This is a genomic window from Streptomyces avidinii (assembly GCF_014650695.1).
GTDB lineage: Bacteria > Actinomycetota > Actinomycetes > Streptomycetales > Streptomycetaceae > Streptomyces > Streptomyces avidinii.
In genome coordinates, this window is sequence record NZ_BMVL01000005.1 from 359,660 (window position 1) to 373,933 (window position 14,274).

Annotated in this window: 12 protein-coding genes and 3 pseudogenes; 6 read left to right on the forward strand and 9 right to left on the reverse strand. The window is 72.6% G+C overall.

All coding sequences use genetic code 11. The features are described 5' to 3' along the window. The first annotated feature begins 162 nt into the window (after positions 1 to 162). Positions 163 to 543 carry a hypothetical protein gene (locus IE257_RS15360; RefSeq protein WP_189968864.1) on the forward strand — a complete coding sequence of 127 codons (381 nt, stop codon included), beginning with the start codon at positions 163 to 165 and terminating at the stop codon, positions 541 to 543. A 91-nt stretch (positions 544 to 634) separates the two neighbouring features. Here IE257_RS15360 and IE257_RS15365 read toward each other — a convergent pair whose 3' ends face one another. After that, positions 635 to 1,468, reverse strand: coding sequence for a TetR/AcrR family transcriptional regulator (locus IE257_RS15365; RefSeq protein ID WP_229920376.1), 834 nt, complete (start codon positions 1,466 to 1,468; stop codon positions 635 to 637). On the opposite strand from IE257_RS15365, the pseudogene IE257_RS15370 reads away from it, so the two are divergent. Continuing rightward, positions 1,444 to 2,561, forward strand: a pseudogene (locus IE257_RS15370) (cytochrome P450); the annotation flags it as partial. The gene IE257_RS15365 and the pseudogene IE257_RS15370 overlap by 25 nt on opposite strands. A gap of 25 nt (positions 2,562 to 2,586) precedes the next feature. Here IE257_RS15370 and puuE read toward each other — a convergent pair. Further along, positions 2,587 to 3,495, reverse strand: coding sequence for an allantoinase PuuE (puuE, locus tag IE257_RS15375; protein ID WP_189968865.1), 909 nt, complete (start codon positions 3,493 to 3,495; stop codon positions 2,587 to 2,589). A 173-nt stretch (positions 3,496 to 3,668) separates the two neighbouring features. Between puuE and IE257_RS15380 the strand changes: the two genes are divergently transcribed. After that, the gene (locus tag IE257_RS15380) at positions 3,669 to 5,690 is read left to right on the forward strand and encodes an ATP-binding SpoIIE family protein phosphatase (RefSeq protein WP_189968867.1); all 2,022 of its coding nucleotides are present in this window, start codon (positions 3,669 to 3,671) and stop codon (positions 5,688 to 5,690) included. Between the two features lie 87 nt (positions 5,691 to 5,777). Here the strand turns inward: IE257_RS15380 and IE257_RS15385 are convergent, their stop codons facing one another. Then, complete coding sequence (locus IE257_RS15385; protein ID WP_189968869.1) at positions 5,778 to 6,374, reverse strand: YbhB/YbcL family Raf kinase inhibitor-like protein; 597 nt, start codon at positions 6,372 to 6,374, stop codon at positions 5,778 to 5,780. Positions 6,375 to 6,513: 139 nt separating this feature from the next. Here IE257_RS15385 and IE257_RS15390 point away from each other — a divergent pair, with 139 nt between their 5' ends. Then, the gene (locus tag IE257_RS15390) at positions 6,514 to 7,485 is read left to right on the forward strand and encodes a helix-turn-helix transcriptional regulator (RefSeq protein WP_229920377.1); all 972 of its coding nucleotides are present in this window, start codon (positions 6,514 to 6,516) and stop codon (positions 7,483 to 7,485) included. Here IE257_RS15390 and IE257_RS15395 read toward each other — a convergent pair. From IE257_RS15395 to IE257_RS15405, 3 genes are all read right to left on the reverse strand, one after another. After that, a complete protein-coding gene (locus IE257_RS15395; RefSeq protein ID WP_189968870.1) occupies positions 7,452 to 7,715 on the reverse strand; it encodes a hypothetical protein in 264 nt (87 codons plus the stop codon). The two genes, IE257_RS15390 and IE257_RS15395, sit on opposite strands and share 34 nt — an antisense overlap. 21 nt (positions 7,716 to 7,736) lie before the next feature. Further along, positions 7,737 to 7,985 carry a hypothetical protein gene (locus IE257_RS15400; protein WP_189968872.1) on the reverse strand — a complete coding sequence of 83 codons (249 nt, stop codon included), beginning with the start codon at positions 7,983 to 7,985 and terminating at the stop codon, positions 7,737 to 7,739. 245 nt (positions 7,986 to 8,230) lie between these two features. Beyond that, on the reverse strand, positions 8,231 to 9,625 hold the full coding sequence (locus tag IE257_RS15405; protein WP_189968874.1) for a helix-turn-helix domain-containing protein: 1,395 nt from the start codon (positions 9,623 to 9,625) through the stop codon (positions 8,231 to 8,233). Positions 9,626 to 9,838: 213 nt separating this feature from the next. Between IE257_RS15405 and IE257_RS15410 the strand changes: the two genes are divergently transcribed. Next, entirely contained in the window at positions 9,839 to 10,612 is a 774-nt protein-coding gene (locus IE257_RS15410) for a DUF4232 domain-containing protein (protein ID WP_189968875.1), read from the forward strand. Positions 10,613 to 10,680: 68 nt separating this feature from the next. Here IE257_RS15410 and IE257_RS38255 read toward each other — a convergent pair. Continuing rightward, positions 10,681 to 10,791 (reverse strand): annotated as a pseudogene (locus tag IE257_RS38255) (NAD(P)H-dependent oxidoreductase); the annotation flags it as partial. A 34-nt stretch (positions 10,792 to 10,825) separates the two neighbouring features. Between IE257_RS38255 and IE257_RS15415 the strand changes: the two are divergent. After that, a pseudogene (locus IE257_RS15415) lies at positions 10,826 to 11,410 on the forward strand (MmyB family transcriptional regulator); the annotation flags it as partial. Positions 11,411 to 11,595: 185 nt separating this feature from the next. On the opposite strand, the gene IE257_RS15420 reads toward IE257_RS15415, so the two are convergent. Both IE257_RS15420 and IE257_RS15425 read right to left on the reverse strand, forming a co-directional pair. Further along, on the reverse strand, positions 11,596 to 12,681 hold the full coding sequence (locus tag IE257_RS15420) for a DUF1152 domain-containing protein (protein WP_189968877.1): 1,086 nt from the start codon (positions 12,679 to 12,681) through the stop codon (positions 11,596 to 11,598). Then, the gene (locus IE257_RS15425; RefSeq protein ID WP_189968879.1) at positions 12,678 to 14,126 is read right to left on the reverse strand and encodes a coproporphyrinogen-III oxidase family protein; all 1,449 of its coding nucleotides are present in this window, start codon (positions 14,124 to 14,126) and stop codon (positions 12,678 to 12,680) included. The genes IE257_RS15420 and IE257_RS15425 overlap by 4 nt, the downstream gene beginning before the upstream one ends. Positions 14,127 to 14,274 lie beyond the last annotated feature (148 nt).

The window sequence follows — 14,274 nt, forward strand, 5'->3', positions numbered from 1 at the left end:
CACTCGGAGTGCAACTTGTTTTGCAACTTTTCGTGGCATTTGTTCACTGCCCGTATCGAAAGGCGAGACATGTCTGTCCACACCGCCCGAGCGAGTGCCGGGCCGAGCCGTGTACGCGCAGGTCAGGGCGGTACCGGGCAGCGCAGGCCGTCGATCGCGCGCATGTCCGCCTACGCAGCCGCAGGCGCGGCCGTGGCCGCCGTGTGGCTCCTCGGCGGGGACATGCCCGCGTGGGAGCACGCACTGCGCGTCCTAGTGGTGGTGCTCTGCGTCAGCCTGGCCGGGCGCTTCGTCGGCCGTCGCCTCACCCGCGCCGGGAGGGCTCCGCTCGATCGTGGTCTGTTCCTCGGCCTGGTGGCGGGGAAGGTGTTCCTGGTGGCCGTGGCCCTGCTCGTCGACTGGCTTGCCGGCCTGTGGTTCTCGGAGCCGACCCTGATCACTGCCGCGTTCCTGTTCGCCGTGGTGGCCGTCGGCGGCCCCGCCCTGCACGGCCGGCTGTCGCACGGCACGCGGGCGCGGCGGGACCCGGAAGGGACGGCTTAGGCCTCGGCGATGGACGGCGCCGACGCGTGCGCTCCCGCGGGTGCGCAGGCCGGGCCGCGGGAGGCCGGCCAGGTCCACGGAAAGAGACGACCTAGCCGACGGCCTGGGGCCGGTCGGTGGCGGCGAGCAGGGCGTGCACGGCCGTCTCCATGGTGCGGGCGGCCGATTCGGCGCTCAGGCCACTGCTGCGCCAGTGGTGCCAGGCACCCCAGGTCGTCACCGCGTCCAGGCCGTGGAGCACTTCGGACCCGTGTGACACGGGCAGGCGTTCGAGTTCCTCCGCGAAGATCTCGGCCAGTCGCGCCCGCGCGAAGTCCAGTACCTCTCGGGTGACCTCGGCGACGCGGTCACCCGGTGTCTCCAGGCGCATCAGGGTCAGCTGAGCCGGAGTGATCCATTCCAGGATCCGTGCGCGCTGTTCCGTGAGGGCGGCTACCCGCGCGGCGCGCGGACCGGAGGTCGGAAGCGGCTGGATCTGCTCGATCAGCTGCTCCAGACGACGGGTGATGGCCGTCTCCACCAGCTCGGACATGTCCGCGAAGTGGTGGAACACCAGGCGTCGGGACACGCCCGCACGTTCGGCCACCCGCTCGGCGGGGAAGCTGGATTCCCCGTCGTCGAGCAGGGACAGCACGGCCTCGGCGATCTTCACCCGGGACTGGCGGCCGCGTTCGGCGCGGCCGTCCGTGGCGCGCTCCTCGGTCCGTGGCTGTCGAGCCGACTGGTTCACGGCGCCCCTCCCCACCTCGCTGGTGTCATTGTCGCAAACGAGCCGGCGGGTGGCCGTGTCGGCGCGGACGGAGCCCGAGATCGCGGCGGGCAGAGGCGGCCGACGCATGACGTCGAGCGCGTCGTGGGCGTCGTCGGCGTCGCGGGCGCCGGGCTGCAGCGACAGTCGGTGTGGGGAGCCTGCTGCACGACCCACGCATCAGCTCCGACCCGCGCAACCTGACGCTGTCGTCGAGCGACGACCCGCTGGGGCAGGACGAAGGAGACGGCTCGGCCCTGCCGCCGGTCTTCATCAGGCTCGATCCGCCGGACCACGACCGGCTGCGCCGCATCACGAACCGGCCCTTCGGTCCGCCGCACTCCCCGCACAGGGTCCACGACATGCGCGGCGAGCTCGACGGCATCGTCACCGGCCTCATCGACGGCATCGCCGCCGGGACTCCCTGGAACGGATCAACCTGGTCGACCAGTTCTCCTACCCCTTCCCCGTGACGGTGATCTGCCGGCTGCTGGGCGTGCCGCAGGAGGACGAGCCCCGCTTCCACGGCTGGGCCGACACCCTCGCCGCCAGCCCGGACCCCGATCCGGATGCCGACCCCGCCGAGAAGCCCAAGGCCGCGGCCGACGCGCAGATGGAGCTCGGCATGTACCTGGCCGGGCTGATCGAGGAGCGCCGCAAGAACCCGGGCGAGGACATGCTGTCCCGGCTGGCGGCCCTCAGTGAGGAACCGGACGGGGCGATGAGCACGCGGGAGGTCGTCAGCACGGCGGCGCTGCTGCTGATCGCGGGGCACGAGACCACCGTCAACCTGATCACGAACGGCATGCTGACCCTGCTGCGTCACCCGGACGTCCTCCAACGGCTTCGTGAGGACCCGCAGTTGTCCGTACCGATCGTCGAGGAGCTGCTGCGCTACGAGCCGCCCGTGCAGCTGCTGCCCCGGCGCAGCACGCTCGACGACATCGAGGTGGCCGGGGTGCACATTCCCAAGGGCGCCACGGTTTCGCTGATCCTGGCGTCCGGCAACCGCGACCCGAAGCGGTTCGAGGATCCGGACCGCTTCGACCCGGACCGCAAGGACATCCAGCACCTCGGCCTCGGCAGCGGCATCCACAGCTGCTTCGGCGCCCCACTGGCCCGGCAGGAGGCCCAGCTGGCGCTGAGCGAACTGGCCCGCCGGCTGGAGAACCCGCGACTGCTGGAGGACCCGCCTCCGTACCGCCGGAACGCGGTCCTGCGCGGCCCCCGCCACCTGCCGATCGCCTGCGACGCAATCCGTGCGTCCTGACGGCCGGGGCAGCAGCGGGGAGGGTTCAGCGCAGTGGCGGGTGCGTCGCGAGCCAGTGACGCGCGATCCGTTCGCGGGTGGTGACCCACGCCCCGCCGCGCTGCGCGACGTGCCGCAAGAAGCCGTCGAGGGCGCGGATGCGGCCGGGCCGGCCGATGATCCGCCCGTGCATGCCGATGCTCATCATGCGCGGGCGGTCGGCTCCCTCGGCGTGGAGGGTGTCGAAGGCGTCGACGAGGTAGGAGAGCATGTCGTCGGCGGTCGTGAACCCGTGGACCAGCAGGAACTTGAAGTCGTTCGCGTCGAGGCTGTAGGGCAGCACGAGGTGCGGCCGGCCGGCGGCCTCGACGTAGAACGGCAGGTCGTCGGAGTAGTCGTCGGAGTCGTAGAGGAAGCCGCCGTGCTCGGCGACCAGGCGCCGCGTGTGGGGGCTCGTCCGACCGGTGTACCAGCCCACGGGCCGGCGGCCGACGAGCCGCTCGATCGTGGAGACCGAGCGCGCGATGTCGGCGCGCTCGGTCTCCACGGACACGTGGCGGTAGTCGATCCAGCGCCAGCCGTGGCCGGCCACCTCCCAGCCGGCGGCGGCCATGGCCCGTGCGGCGTCCGGGTTGCGTTCGAGCGCCTGGGCCACGGCGTACACGGTGACCGGCGCATTGTGGGCGGCGAGCGTGCGGTGGATGCGCCAGAAGCCCGCGCGCGAGCCGTAGGCGAACATGGCCTCCACGTTCAGGTCCCGGCCCCCCACGACGGGCGGGGCGCCGATCAGCTCGTGAAGGAAGCCCTCGGAGGTGGCGTCACCGTCGAGAACGTTCTGCTCGCCGCCCTCCTCGTAGTTGAGGACGAGGCTGACGGCGACACGGGCACCGCCGGGCCAGGCGGCAAGCGGCGGCTCGGCGCCGTAACCGACGAGATCGCGCTGATGCTCATGCACGGGCGGCACCTTACTCCGTGGAGCGGCCGAGGACGGTCCGACGGCGGGCGCGCCCGGCGAGGGCGTGCTGCGGGTCGCCGGGTTCCCGCTCGGGGTCGATACTGAAGGTCACGGTGCGTGGAGGCGACATGCGTGAACCGGAGCATCGCGGCCCGAGGCCGGCCTCGGTGCCCGTGAACGAAACCCCTGCGGTCGTACTGGACGACGCAGGCGTGGTCGTCGCCATATCGGAACGGGCCGCGCTGCTGCTGGAATGCTCGCCGGGACAGATCTGTGCTCCCTTGCTGGATCTGCCGGCGCGTGCCGCTGCGGAGGCACCGACGGTCGTGCTCCCCGTGACCACTCCCGGTGGCGCTCATGCAGGTCAAGAGGCCCAGGTCCCACAGGTCTGCACAGTGGTCCGGCTCGCGGCGCGCACGTCCGGCGCTTCCGATGCCGCCCCGCACTGGCTCGTCCTGCTCACCCCGGTGGAGACCGCGACGGCGACCGCCGGGCCCGACTCGGAACGGCGCAGGACGGGGCTGGCCCACGCCGCCGCCGCCAGCATCGGGGTCTCCCTGGACGTGACGGACATGGCTCAGGTCCTCGTGAACCTGCTGGTACCCGATTTCGCCGACCTGGCGACGGTGGACCTCGCCGAACCGGTGCTGGTGGGCGACGAGCCCCCGCACCTGCACGCCAGTGACGATGTCCGCCTGCGCCGGGCCGCCTCCGCGCAGAGCCCGGGGATTTCCGCAGAGGACCTCCTGCCGGTCGGAGAGGCACTCCCTCCCGTACCGGACACGGAGGTGATGCGTCCGCTCATGGCGGGACGGCCGGTGCTGGTGTCCGACGTCGCCGAACTCCGGGCGGAGCTCGGAGTGGACCCCGAGACCCTGCGGCTGTTCGTCCCGACCGGGGCCCACTCCTCCGTGGCGGTGCCGCTCTACGCCCGGGGGCTGATCCTCGGCTGCGTCACGGTCTGGCGCAGCCAGCTGCCCTCCGCGTACGACGAGGCGGACGCCGCCCTCCTGCAGGACGTCGCCTCCAGGGCCGCCCTCGGCGTGGACAACGCCCGCCGCTACACGAAGGAACACCGGTCGGCCCTGGCCCTGCAACGAAGCCTGCTGCCGCACTCCGTCGTGAACACGGCGGCCGCGGACACCGCGGGTGTCTACCAGCCGGCCGGGGGCGGCGTCGGGGTCGGCGGGGACTGGTTCGACGTGATTCCCCTGCCGTCGCTGCGCGTGGCGTTCGTCGTCGGGGACGTCGTCGGCCATGGACTCGAGGCCACTGCGGCGATGGCACGACTGCGGACCGCGGTGCAGACCCTGGCAGACCTCGATCTGGATCCCGGTGAGCTGCTCACGCATCTGGACGACCTGGTGCTCGGATTCTCCAGCGAGCACATGGCCGGCGCCTCCCGTGCGGAGCCCGCTGTGCTCGGAGCGACGTGCCTGTACGCCGTCTACGATCCCGTGACGAAACAGTGCGCCGCCGCCACCGCGGGACATCCGCCGCCGGCCCTGCTGCCCCCCGGGGAGGAGCCGTACTTCCTGGGCATGACGCCGGGACCGCCCCTCGGCGTCGGCGGAATGCCGTTCGAGGTCACCGAGTTCGGCGTACAGCCCGGCAGCACGCTGGCGCTCTACACGGACGGACTCGTGGAGCGCCGCGGCGGCGACATCGACCAAGGGATGGAAAGGCTGCGGAGATCGCTCGCCGGAGCGGCCGGGCCGAACCGGCCGCTCGGCGAGATCAGCCAGACCCTTTGCGACGAGGTGCTGCCCCACGAGGCCGCCGACGACGTGGCCCTGCTGCTCGCCCGCACCCGTGCGCTCACATCGGACCAGGTCGCCGAATGGGAACTCGAACCCGATCTGTCCCTCGTCGCGCACGCCCGTGAGCTGGTCCTGGGCCGGCTGTCCGACTGGCAGTTGGAGGACATGGGCTTCGTGACGGAGCTCGTCGCCAGCGAGCTCGTCACGAACGCGATCCGATACGCGGGCGGACCGGTGGGGCTCAGGCTGATCCGCGACCGGCTGCTCGTCTGCGAGGTGTCCGACACCAGCAGCACCCAGCCGCGCCTGCGCCGCGCACGGGACACGGACGAAGGCGGGCGCGGCCTCTTCCTCGTGGCCCAGCTCACCGACCGCTGGGGCAGCCGGTTCACCAGCACCGGGAAGACCATCTGGACGGAGCAGGCGATCGGCTGACGAGCGGCTGCGCCCACCGCTGCTTCGGACGGGGCGCCGGGTGGGCGCGTACCGCTGGGCGCGTACGGGCGGGCGCGGACGGGCGGGTCAGCGGCGGACCGTGCCGGTGATCCGCGCGTACCCGATGATGTGGCGGGACATCATGAACGCGACAATGGTCGGCGGCGTGGACGCGGGCAGACCGAGCGCGGGCACGTCGAGCGCGTACACCGTGATCTCGTAGTGGTGGGTGAGGTCGCCGACCGGAGGGCATGGCCCCAGGTAGCCCGTGTTTCCTGAGTCGTTGGTCCCGGTGACCGCGCCGGCCGGCAGCCGGATGTCCATGCCGGTGTCCCCGACGGGGATGTCCCAGACGAGCCAGTGCCAGAATCCGGCTCCGGTGGGCGCGTCGGGGTCGAACATGGTGATCGCGTAGCTGCGGGTGGCCTGCGGAGCGCCGCTCCACGACAGCCGGGGCTGCCGGTTGTCGCCGGTGCAGCCGAAGGCGTCGGCCCAGGTGTCGGCGGGGAGCGCCGCGCCGTCGCGCACGTCGGGGCTGGTCACCGTGAAGCGTTCGGCGGAGTCGGGCGCACCCCTGCGGACCTTGGTGTATCCGTAGTCCGCGGGGTCGATGGGGGGAGCGGTGGGTTCGGCTGCCTCGGGCACGGTCACGGCCGTACCGGTGGTGAGCGGGGACTTCTTCATCGGATCCTCCTGAAGGTCGGTGGTGAACCGATGGTCCCGAGCGCGCGGACGGGCGGGAAGGCCCTCCGGATGCTGGTACCCGCCGTACCACCGTCCGGTGTGGACAGGGCGCCGCGATGTGGGGCGATGATGGGGCGTGGTGCATATACGAACAGGGCGCAACGAGGAGCTGGCGCAGTTCCTGCGGGCCATGCGGGAGCGGCTGCGGCCGGACGACGTGGGACTGGCGGACCAGGGACGTCGCCGCACACCGGGTCTGCGGCGGCAGGAGGTCGCCCAGCTGGCTGCCGTCAGCGTCGAGTGGTACATCCGGCTGGAGCAGGGGCGGGCGAGCGCGCCCGGCACCGCGGTGCTCGACGGCCTCGCCCGGGCGCTGCGGCTGTCGCCCGCCGAACGCCGGCACCTGCACGTGATCGCCCGGGGCGAGGCGCCCGTGCCCCGCCCCGAGTGCCTGCCGGTGAGCGAGTCGCTGCGGGTCCTGATGGACGGAATGCCGCTCCTGCCCGCCTACCTCGTCGACTTCAGGTTCGACGTCCTGGCCCACAACAGCGCCGCGGCCGCGCTCTTCGGCGAGGACTTCGGCTCCGGCCTCGCGGACAACACGGCCCGGATGCTGTTCCTGTCGCCCCGCATGCGGGAGATGCAGCTGGACTGGGCCCGGGTGGCCCGCGAGACGGTGGGCAACCTGCGCGCCACGCTCGCGCGCCACCCCGACGAACCGCGGCTGCTGGAAGTGATCGGGGAACTGCGCTCGACCGTCACGGAGTTCGCCCTCTGGTGGGACGATCACACGGTGAGGGAGCGTGCTCACGGCACCAAGCGGATCAGCCATCCTTCGGTCGGCGAGCTGACCGTCCACTACGACACACTGGCCACCCTGGACGGGGCCGGGCAGTCCCTGATCGTCCTCACCCCGGCGGACGCGGCGGCCGAGGCATGCCTGCGCGCGCTGATGGCCGATCGCGCCGGCACCCTCGGCGGCCCCGGCCTGCACGCGCTGCCCGCTGCCCAGACCCGGCACCCCGAGGTGCCCGGTGGTAGCGCGCAGCCCGGTCCGGCTCCCCGCCGCCGCTTGCGTCAGCCGTCGCGTTCGTCGGCACCGGCCACGTAGGCGACGAGCGCGCCGGCGAGCACGGCCCAGGCCACGGCGACGGGCCCGGCCGTGGCCCGGGCGAGGAGGCCGAGCAGCAGCGCGGTGAGGGCTCCGGCGGCGAGGGCCCGGGGGTCCGTGAGGAACTTCCAGTGCCTGCGTCCGCTGCCGGGCCGGCGGATCTCGGCGATCGCCGTCCTGATGACGAGGGCCGCCACCACGATGGCGATGCTGAGCAGGGTGATCGCCATGGTGCCGTACCTCCGATGCGGTCAGTCGTGCCGGGTGGCGGCTTGTTCTGCCCCGTTGCGCCGGTGGATGCGCGCGAGGCCGCCACCGAGGCCGGCGGGCGGCGCGTACAGAGTCGTCGGTACCGTCGTGCCGCACACCGCGGCGATGACCGGCAGCGCGGCGCCGCCGCGCAGCCGGCCGACGGTCGCGGTGCGGAGGGCGGTGGCGATGGCCCGGCGTTGCGGCCACGGCATGAGGCCGAAGGCGATGCGTGATCGCTGGCTGCTCATGATGGTGGGCCTTCCAGGGTGTCGACCGGAAAGGCGGGTACGGCCCCGGACGCCGACCGGACTTCCCTCACACCCTAGGGGAGATACAGGCATCCTGCCAGAGGGCTGCTCACCTGCGAGAACGCATACGAGCGGGCGTGCCGGATCGGAGCGGACCAGCACCCTGACGAACCGCGACGGTCGGCCGGAAACGTACACGGGCACCCGGTGGACGTGGCCGCCGCCGGGATCGGCCGAAAGGCCCGTCAGCGTGTCGTGCCCGCCTTGACCCACCCCTCCCCGCCGAGCGGGAATTCGTAGCCGGGCCTTCCGTTGCGGCCGCTGGTGCGGAACGGCTTGCCGTTGTGGTCGATGGTCAGGGTGCCGCGGCGGGAACCGCTCGACCAGGACAACTCCAGGTACCAGCTGACGTCGTACGCCGAGGCGTCGGCCTTGATGTAGAAGACTTCCGGCTCGGACTCGCTGACCTTGAAGGGGAAGTTCGGCTGCCCCGCCTCGGGCACGACGGCCGGACGGGCGGCGTCGAGGGCCACGGTGAAGGACCGGGTCGGCACACCGGCACCGCAGCCGACACCCGGGTAGCCCATGGCGTAGTCGTTCCAGCCGAGGGGCGCACGCTTGCCGGCCATACGGACGGTCAGGCCGTCCAGGACCACCGTCTCCTTGCCGGAGCCCTGAAGGCTCAGCGTGACGTACTGCTCGCCGGCGGATACGGCTCCGGACGCCGCCACCCACGCGGGCGCGTCCCGCTCCACGGGCGGCGGGCCCACCTGGGCCGGGGGCCTGTCGATCAGGTAGTGCTGGCCGCAGGGCGACTCCCAGGTGTACGGCTGGATGGTCACCTTCACCGGCGTGCCGGACGCGGCGAGGTCGCCGCGCCCGGCAGGGAGCGGCCCCGTGGCGGTCGCGCCGGTGCCGCCCCCGCCGCCCTCGGCGCCGTCACCGGCCCGAGGGGCACCGGGCGGGGATGCCGGGGGCGAGGTGCCGGTCGCTGCGGTCGGCGCCGGGGGAGCCGCCTTGCCGTCCCCGCCTTCCGCGGGTTCCGCTTCTCCGCCCGGGAGGGATGCGGCGGCGGCGGGACCGTTCCGGACGTCGGCGTCCCGTCCCGGCAGGTTCGCGGTGAGCACGACCGCTCCGGCCACGACGGCCACGGCGATCCCGGCGAGGACGGCCCTGGGGCTCCGGCGGCGCTGCTTCGGTGCGGCCGGACCGGAGGTGACGTGCAGCTGCTCGGCCGGAAGGGGCTCGGGCAGTGCCTCCGCGGCTGCCGAGGGCCCTGCAGCGGCACCGGGCTCGGGCTCCTCGGGCGACGGCCGGGGCACCTCGGCCAGGCCCGTGCCGGCCGGCGCCTTGCCGCCCGGACCCGGACCCGGACCGCCGCCCTTGCGCGGCCGGTTCGCGTCCGCCAGCACCCAGTGCCGGTGCAGTTCGACGAGTTCCTCGGGCGATGCCCTGCAGAGGCGGGCGAACCGTTCGAGGGGGGCGTAGTCCGTCGGGACGACGTCGCCCCTGCAGTACCGGTGGAGCGTCGAGGTGCTCATGTGGAGTCGCTTGGCGAGCGTTCCGTAGCTGTGCCCGGACCTGTCCTTCAACTCCCGCAGCTGCCGGGCGAACCCGGCCTCGGCAGTGTCCTCCGACACCGATTCCTCCCACCCCGTGTCCCGTCCCACGTCCCAGGAACGGGTTGTCTTCGCAGTTCAGAGCCCATGTCGGCGTCCCGGATTCCCTGGCTGCCCCTCGGGCGTGGCGGCTGGGACGGATCACCGCACAGGCTGAGGCCATCCAAGCACACCGCTTCCGGCGGCCCGGTCCGACCGGCCGTCGAAGGCAGGCCGTATGAAAGGGAATCAGTCATGATCGCCTCCCGCAGCACCTCCACTCCTACCGGCACCCGTACGTTCCGCCCCCGCGCCGTCCGACGGCTCGCGACCGCCTCCGCAGTCGCCCTTGCCGCGCTCGCCCTCACCGCGTGTCAGGACGGCACGGGCATCAGGGACGAGGGCGCCGCAGCCGTCACGGGCTCCGCCGCGGCCACACCCCCGACGGCGGACGGCGCGACCGGCACCCAGGGCACGACGGGAGGTCAGCAGGGGACGACGGCCACCCCGGCCCCGGGATCCGCGTCGACCACCGGCGGCGGGAAGAACGGCACCGACCCGGCCAAGGAGAAGGGCTCCGCGGAGCCGCCCGCCGCGGGCGAGCGCGTCCTGTGCAACGGCTCGAACACCGCCGTCACCGTCCAGCCGGTCTCCCGTCCCCTCAACCACATGCTGATCACGGTGAAGAACACCGGCTCCAAGGTCTGCGACCTGACCTACCACCCGGTGCTCCGCTTCGACGAGATGCAGTGGGCGCCCGCCGCGCGCCAGGAGACCCGGCCCCAGGCCGTGGTCTCCCTCGCACCCGGCGAGTCGGGCTACGCGGCGGCCATCCTCGCGGCGGCCGACGGCAGCGGTGAGGGCGGGACGACCGGGCACCGGCTCACGATCGCCTTCCAGGGCCGGACGCCCAACAGCGGTGGCGGCGCATCCGCCATCCCGCCACTGCCGACTCAAGGTGTCCACTACGACAGCTCGTTGACGGTCACCTACTGGCAGCAGGACATCGAGGACGCCCTCGGCTCATGAGCCGAGGGCCCCGACGACGGCCGGGGCCGGCACGTTCATGCCGCCGGTGGAGGCCGGCCGCAGGGGAGTCAGCCGCGCAGGTGCGGCCCGAAACCTGTGCGGCCCGCGGGCTCCAGCCCCTCCTTCCGGTGCAGCGAGGGGATTTCGTAGTCACCGAAGTTCTGCCGCCGGAACGTGATCTCGGGCAAGGGGGTCCCCGCGGCGGGAGGCCGGGGGAGGGTCCGGCCGGAGGTGCTGCGCGTCCTCGACCTGTTCGCCGGCGTGCCCGCGCTGATCATGGACCACCGTCTGGACGTGCTCGCCGGGAACAGCCTCGCCGGGCTCCTCTACGGTCGGCCCCTGCCGGGCCTGAACACCGCTCGGCACATCTTCCTGGAGGAGGCGGAGCGCGGCCTCTACGCGGGCTGGGAGACATGCACCCTCGACGTGGTCGGGCACCTGCGTCTGGCCGCGGGGAAGTACCCCGAGGACCCCCGCCTGGCCTCGCTCATAGGCGAGTTGGCGATGGGCAGCGAGCGCTTCCGCCGCCTCTGGGCCGGCGCGGACGTGCGTGCCCGCACCCATGGACGCAAGGCGTACCGGCACCCGCTGGTCGGACTGCTGGAACTGCACCAGGAGAACTTCGCGCTGCCCGACGAACCGGGCATGGAGCTGCTGGTGCTGTCCGCGGCCCCGGGCAGCCCCGCCGAAGACGGTCTGCGTCTGCTCGCGGGCCTGGGCGCGGACAGCGGTGCCGAGCGGGTGCCGCTGCGCCCCGCGGCCACACCGCCCCCGGCCCCCACCGGCACCTCGCTGTGATGCTCGGCGCCGTCCTGCCCGGACAGCGCCAGGACCGGGCGGGCCGCCGTCCGAGCCTCCTCCGCCGTCCGAGCCCCTCCGCAGTCCGAGCCCCCTTCGCCGGCCGGGGCCGGGCAGCCCCGGCCGGCGCGTGGGGGACGTTCGGCCATGCCCTCGGGGATCCGGGCCGAGTCTCCTCGGCCGGGTCAGGTGAGCCGGAGGAGGGGGGTGTCCGTGGTGAGGGCGGCTCGGAGGGCGGGAATGTCCGTCCAGGTGAGGCCGAGGGCGCGGGCGGCGTGGCGGAGGGTGACGTGGTCGGCCCCGTCGGCCGTTTCGCGGAGGGTCTTCATCGCCACGTCCCGGTCGAGGAAGGCGATTCCCCCGGCGGGCGGCTCCTGCCGGGGCGTTCGGGTGCGCTCGCTCGCCAGCCCGGGAATGCCGGTGAGCCGGTGGGAGAGGTCGGCGGCCGCAGCCAGGGTTGCCGGTTGCTCGTCGACGAGGGCCCGGGCGACCGGATTGTGGCCGATGGCCTCCGGGAGCGGCAGAGCGTACAGCCGTGGGGAGACCTCCGTGAGGCGGATGACGTTGTTGACGGCGCGGACGGTGCCGCGGGCGCCGTGGATGGCGGCGGCCCACAGTGCGGATGCCTCGGAGGGGTGCCAGGCCAGCGCGCGGGCGGCGGCTGCCGCTGCGACCCGGTCGGGGACGAGGGGGTGGCTTCCGGCGAGGCGTTCCAGGAGGGGCTGCTCACCGATCTCTCCGTCGAGGCCGGGCCCCGCGATGTGGACGGTGGTGGGGATGCCGGTCAGGTGGCATGCGGCGAGGGTGAGGGCGTCCCCGAACGGGCTGCACAGGTCGGGCTCGTTGCCGTGGGTCAGGATGTCGCCGCCGATGTCGACGATGTGGATCCGGCCGCCGGCGGCTTCGGCCATGGCTCCGATCTGCCGTGACAGGGCGGAGAGTCCCCGGGCGGGGTCGAGGAGCAGCAGCCGGGCGGGCAGGTCCCCGGCGAGGGCGGGCATGGTGGATCCGGCCGGCGGGCGGGCGCGGGTGGCCGGCGCGAAGGCTGCGAAGCCGCCGGCCCCGATGCCGCCGCCTTCGTGGACCAGTCCGCCGAAGTCCCTTTCCCCGAGGGGGCCGGCGGTCGGGTCGACCTCGGGGCGCTCCCACGCGTAGGTGGCGATCAGCGGCACATCGGCCGAGTTCGCCGGGTCCGCCGTGAGGGTGCGGGCGGCGATGAGGGTCCCGACGGGGTCTCCTCCTCCGCCCGCCGCGATGTACAGATCGCTCACGCGGCTCCCTCGCGCTCGCGCAGGTCGACGCCGGTGATCCGTACCGGCGTCGCCCCCATGTTCTTGCGGGCGCGCTCGTTCGCCGCGTGGAGGTTCTCGTAGTACTCGCGGTCGAGGTCCTTGACGGACCCGGAGTAGAACATCCAGGACAGCACGTCGCGGTACTTGAAGCCCTTGGGGGTCAGCTGGACGCGCCGGCCGAGGCGGTGGACGAGCCCGTTGGACTCGGCCGCTTCGAGGACGGGTTCGAACTCGGCGGCGTGCTTCTGGTAGCCGAAGCGGTCGAGCTCCGTGAGGTCGAGGTCGAACGTGTCGAGGACGAGGCGCTTGCGGACGATCTCCTCGCCGGTCAGCTCGAAGCCGGTGACGGGCGCGAGCTCGTGGTTCCTGGCCCTCTTGATGTAATCGGCGACCTCGGCCGTCGAGGGCTTCACGCTGCCGCACATGTAGTCGAGCACGCTGGTGTACGAGCGGGCGCCGACGCCGAGGCCGAGCAGGGGCACGCCGTGGAACGTGAGCACCTTCTGGACGTAGCCGCCGCGACCGGGCTTCTTGTAGCGGACGGAGCCCTCCTGGACGTAGCCGTGGTCGAGGAAGACCTGGCGGGCGTAGTCGTAGCGCTCGTACAGCTCGGGCTGCCACATGTACTGGTAGGCGCCGGTCTTGGAGAACCAGGCGTCCGGCCGCACCGTGAGGAAGTAGGTGCTGATGGTGGTCGGCCGGAGCGCGGCCAGCTCGTCCACGCTCTGCCTCCAGGTCTCGGGGGTCTGCCCCGCGAAGCCCATGATCAGGTCGGTGGACAGGTCCGGCAGGCCGAGTTCGTGGGCGGTGCGGACGGCGCGGCGGATGACGTCCTCGTCCTCGCCGCCGCGGCCGGCTTCGCGGATCTCGCGGGGGACGAGGGACTGGATGCCGACGTTGGCGCGGGTGAGGCCCATGTCGATGAGGGCCTTGAACTCGTCGGGCGCTTCGGCGATCGACGACGGGGTGGCTTCCACGGCGACCTCCTCGGCCGTGGAGCGCCAGTTGGGGTAGATCTCGCCGATGGTGGTGAAGATCTGCTCGAAGTGGCGGGGCTTGAGCAGGGCAGGAGTGCCGCCGCCGATGTAGATGGTGCGTAAACGCCGGGCCTGGATGATCTCCGCGTGATCGCGGATCTGGGTACAGAGGGCGTCGGTGTACGCGTCGTAGACGTCCTCGTCGGTGCTGATGATCGTATAGAGGTTGCAGAAGCCGCATTTGCGGTCGCAGAAGGGCACGTGCAGGTAGAGATTGAGCTCGGGGACCTGGTAGTTGGCCAGATCCGCCGCCCACACCTCCGGGATGCTCCACTTGCCCTCCGGGAGGGGCCGGTACGTGGAGCGGGGCGGGTACGAGTACTGATAGGGCGGAATGACGCCCTGGTCGATGTGGTCGGCGAGCTGCCGGTGCAGGCTGCTGGTCACGGTGTTGCCTTCCCCTACGGGTTTGCGGGCGCGGGTTTGCCCAGCCTGGCGATCCGATCACGGGACACCTGTCCGATTCCATCGGGTGGGCGCACCAAATACCTTGTGCCTACTGGCCAGTTCGTTGGCACATGCTCCAAAGCCCCAT

Coding starts and splice junctions, on each gene's coding strand:
- IE257_RS15385 (WP_189968869.1), bottom strand. CDS start 6,374: ATGAAGAAGTCCCCGCTCACCACCGGTACGGCCGTGACCGTGCCCGAG.
- IE257_RS15410 (WP_189968875.1), top strand. CDS start 9,839: ATGATCGCCTCCCGCAGCACCTCCACTCCTACCGGCACCCGTACGTTC.
- IE257_RS15395 (WP_189968870.1), bottom strand. CDS start 7,715: ATGGCGATCACCCTGCTCAGCATCGCCATCGTGGTGGCGGCCCTCGTC.
- IE257_RS15400 (WP_189968872.1), bottom strand. CDS start 7,985: ATGAGCAGCCAGCGATCACGCATCGCCTTCGGCCTCATGCCGTGGCCG.
- IE257_RS15360 (WP_189968864.1), top strand. CDS start 163: ATGTCCGCCTACGCAGCCGCAGGCGCGGCCGTGGCCGCCGTGTGGCTC.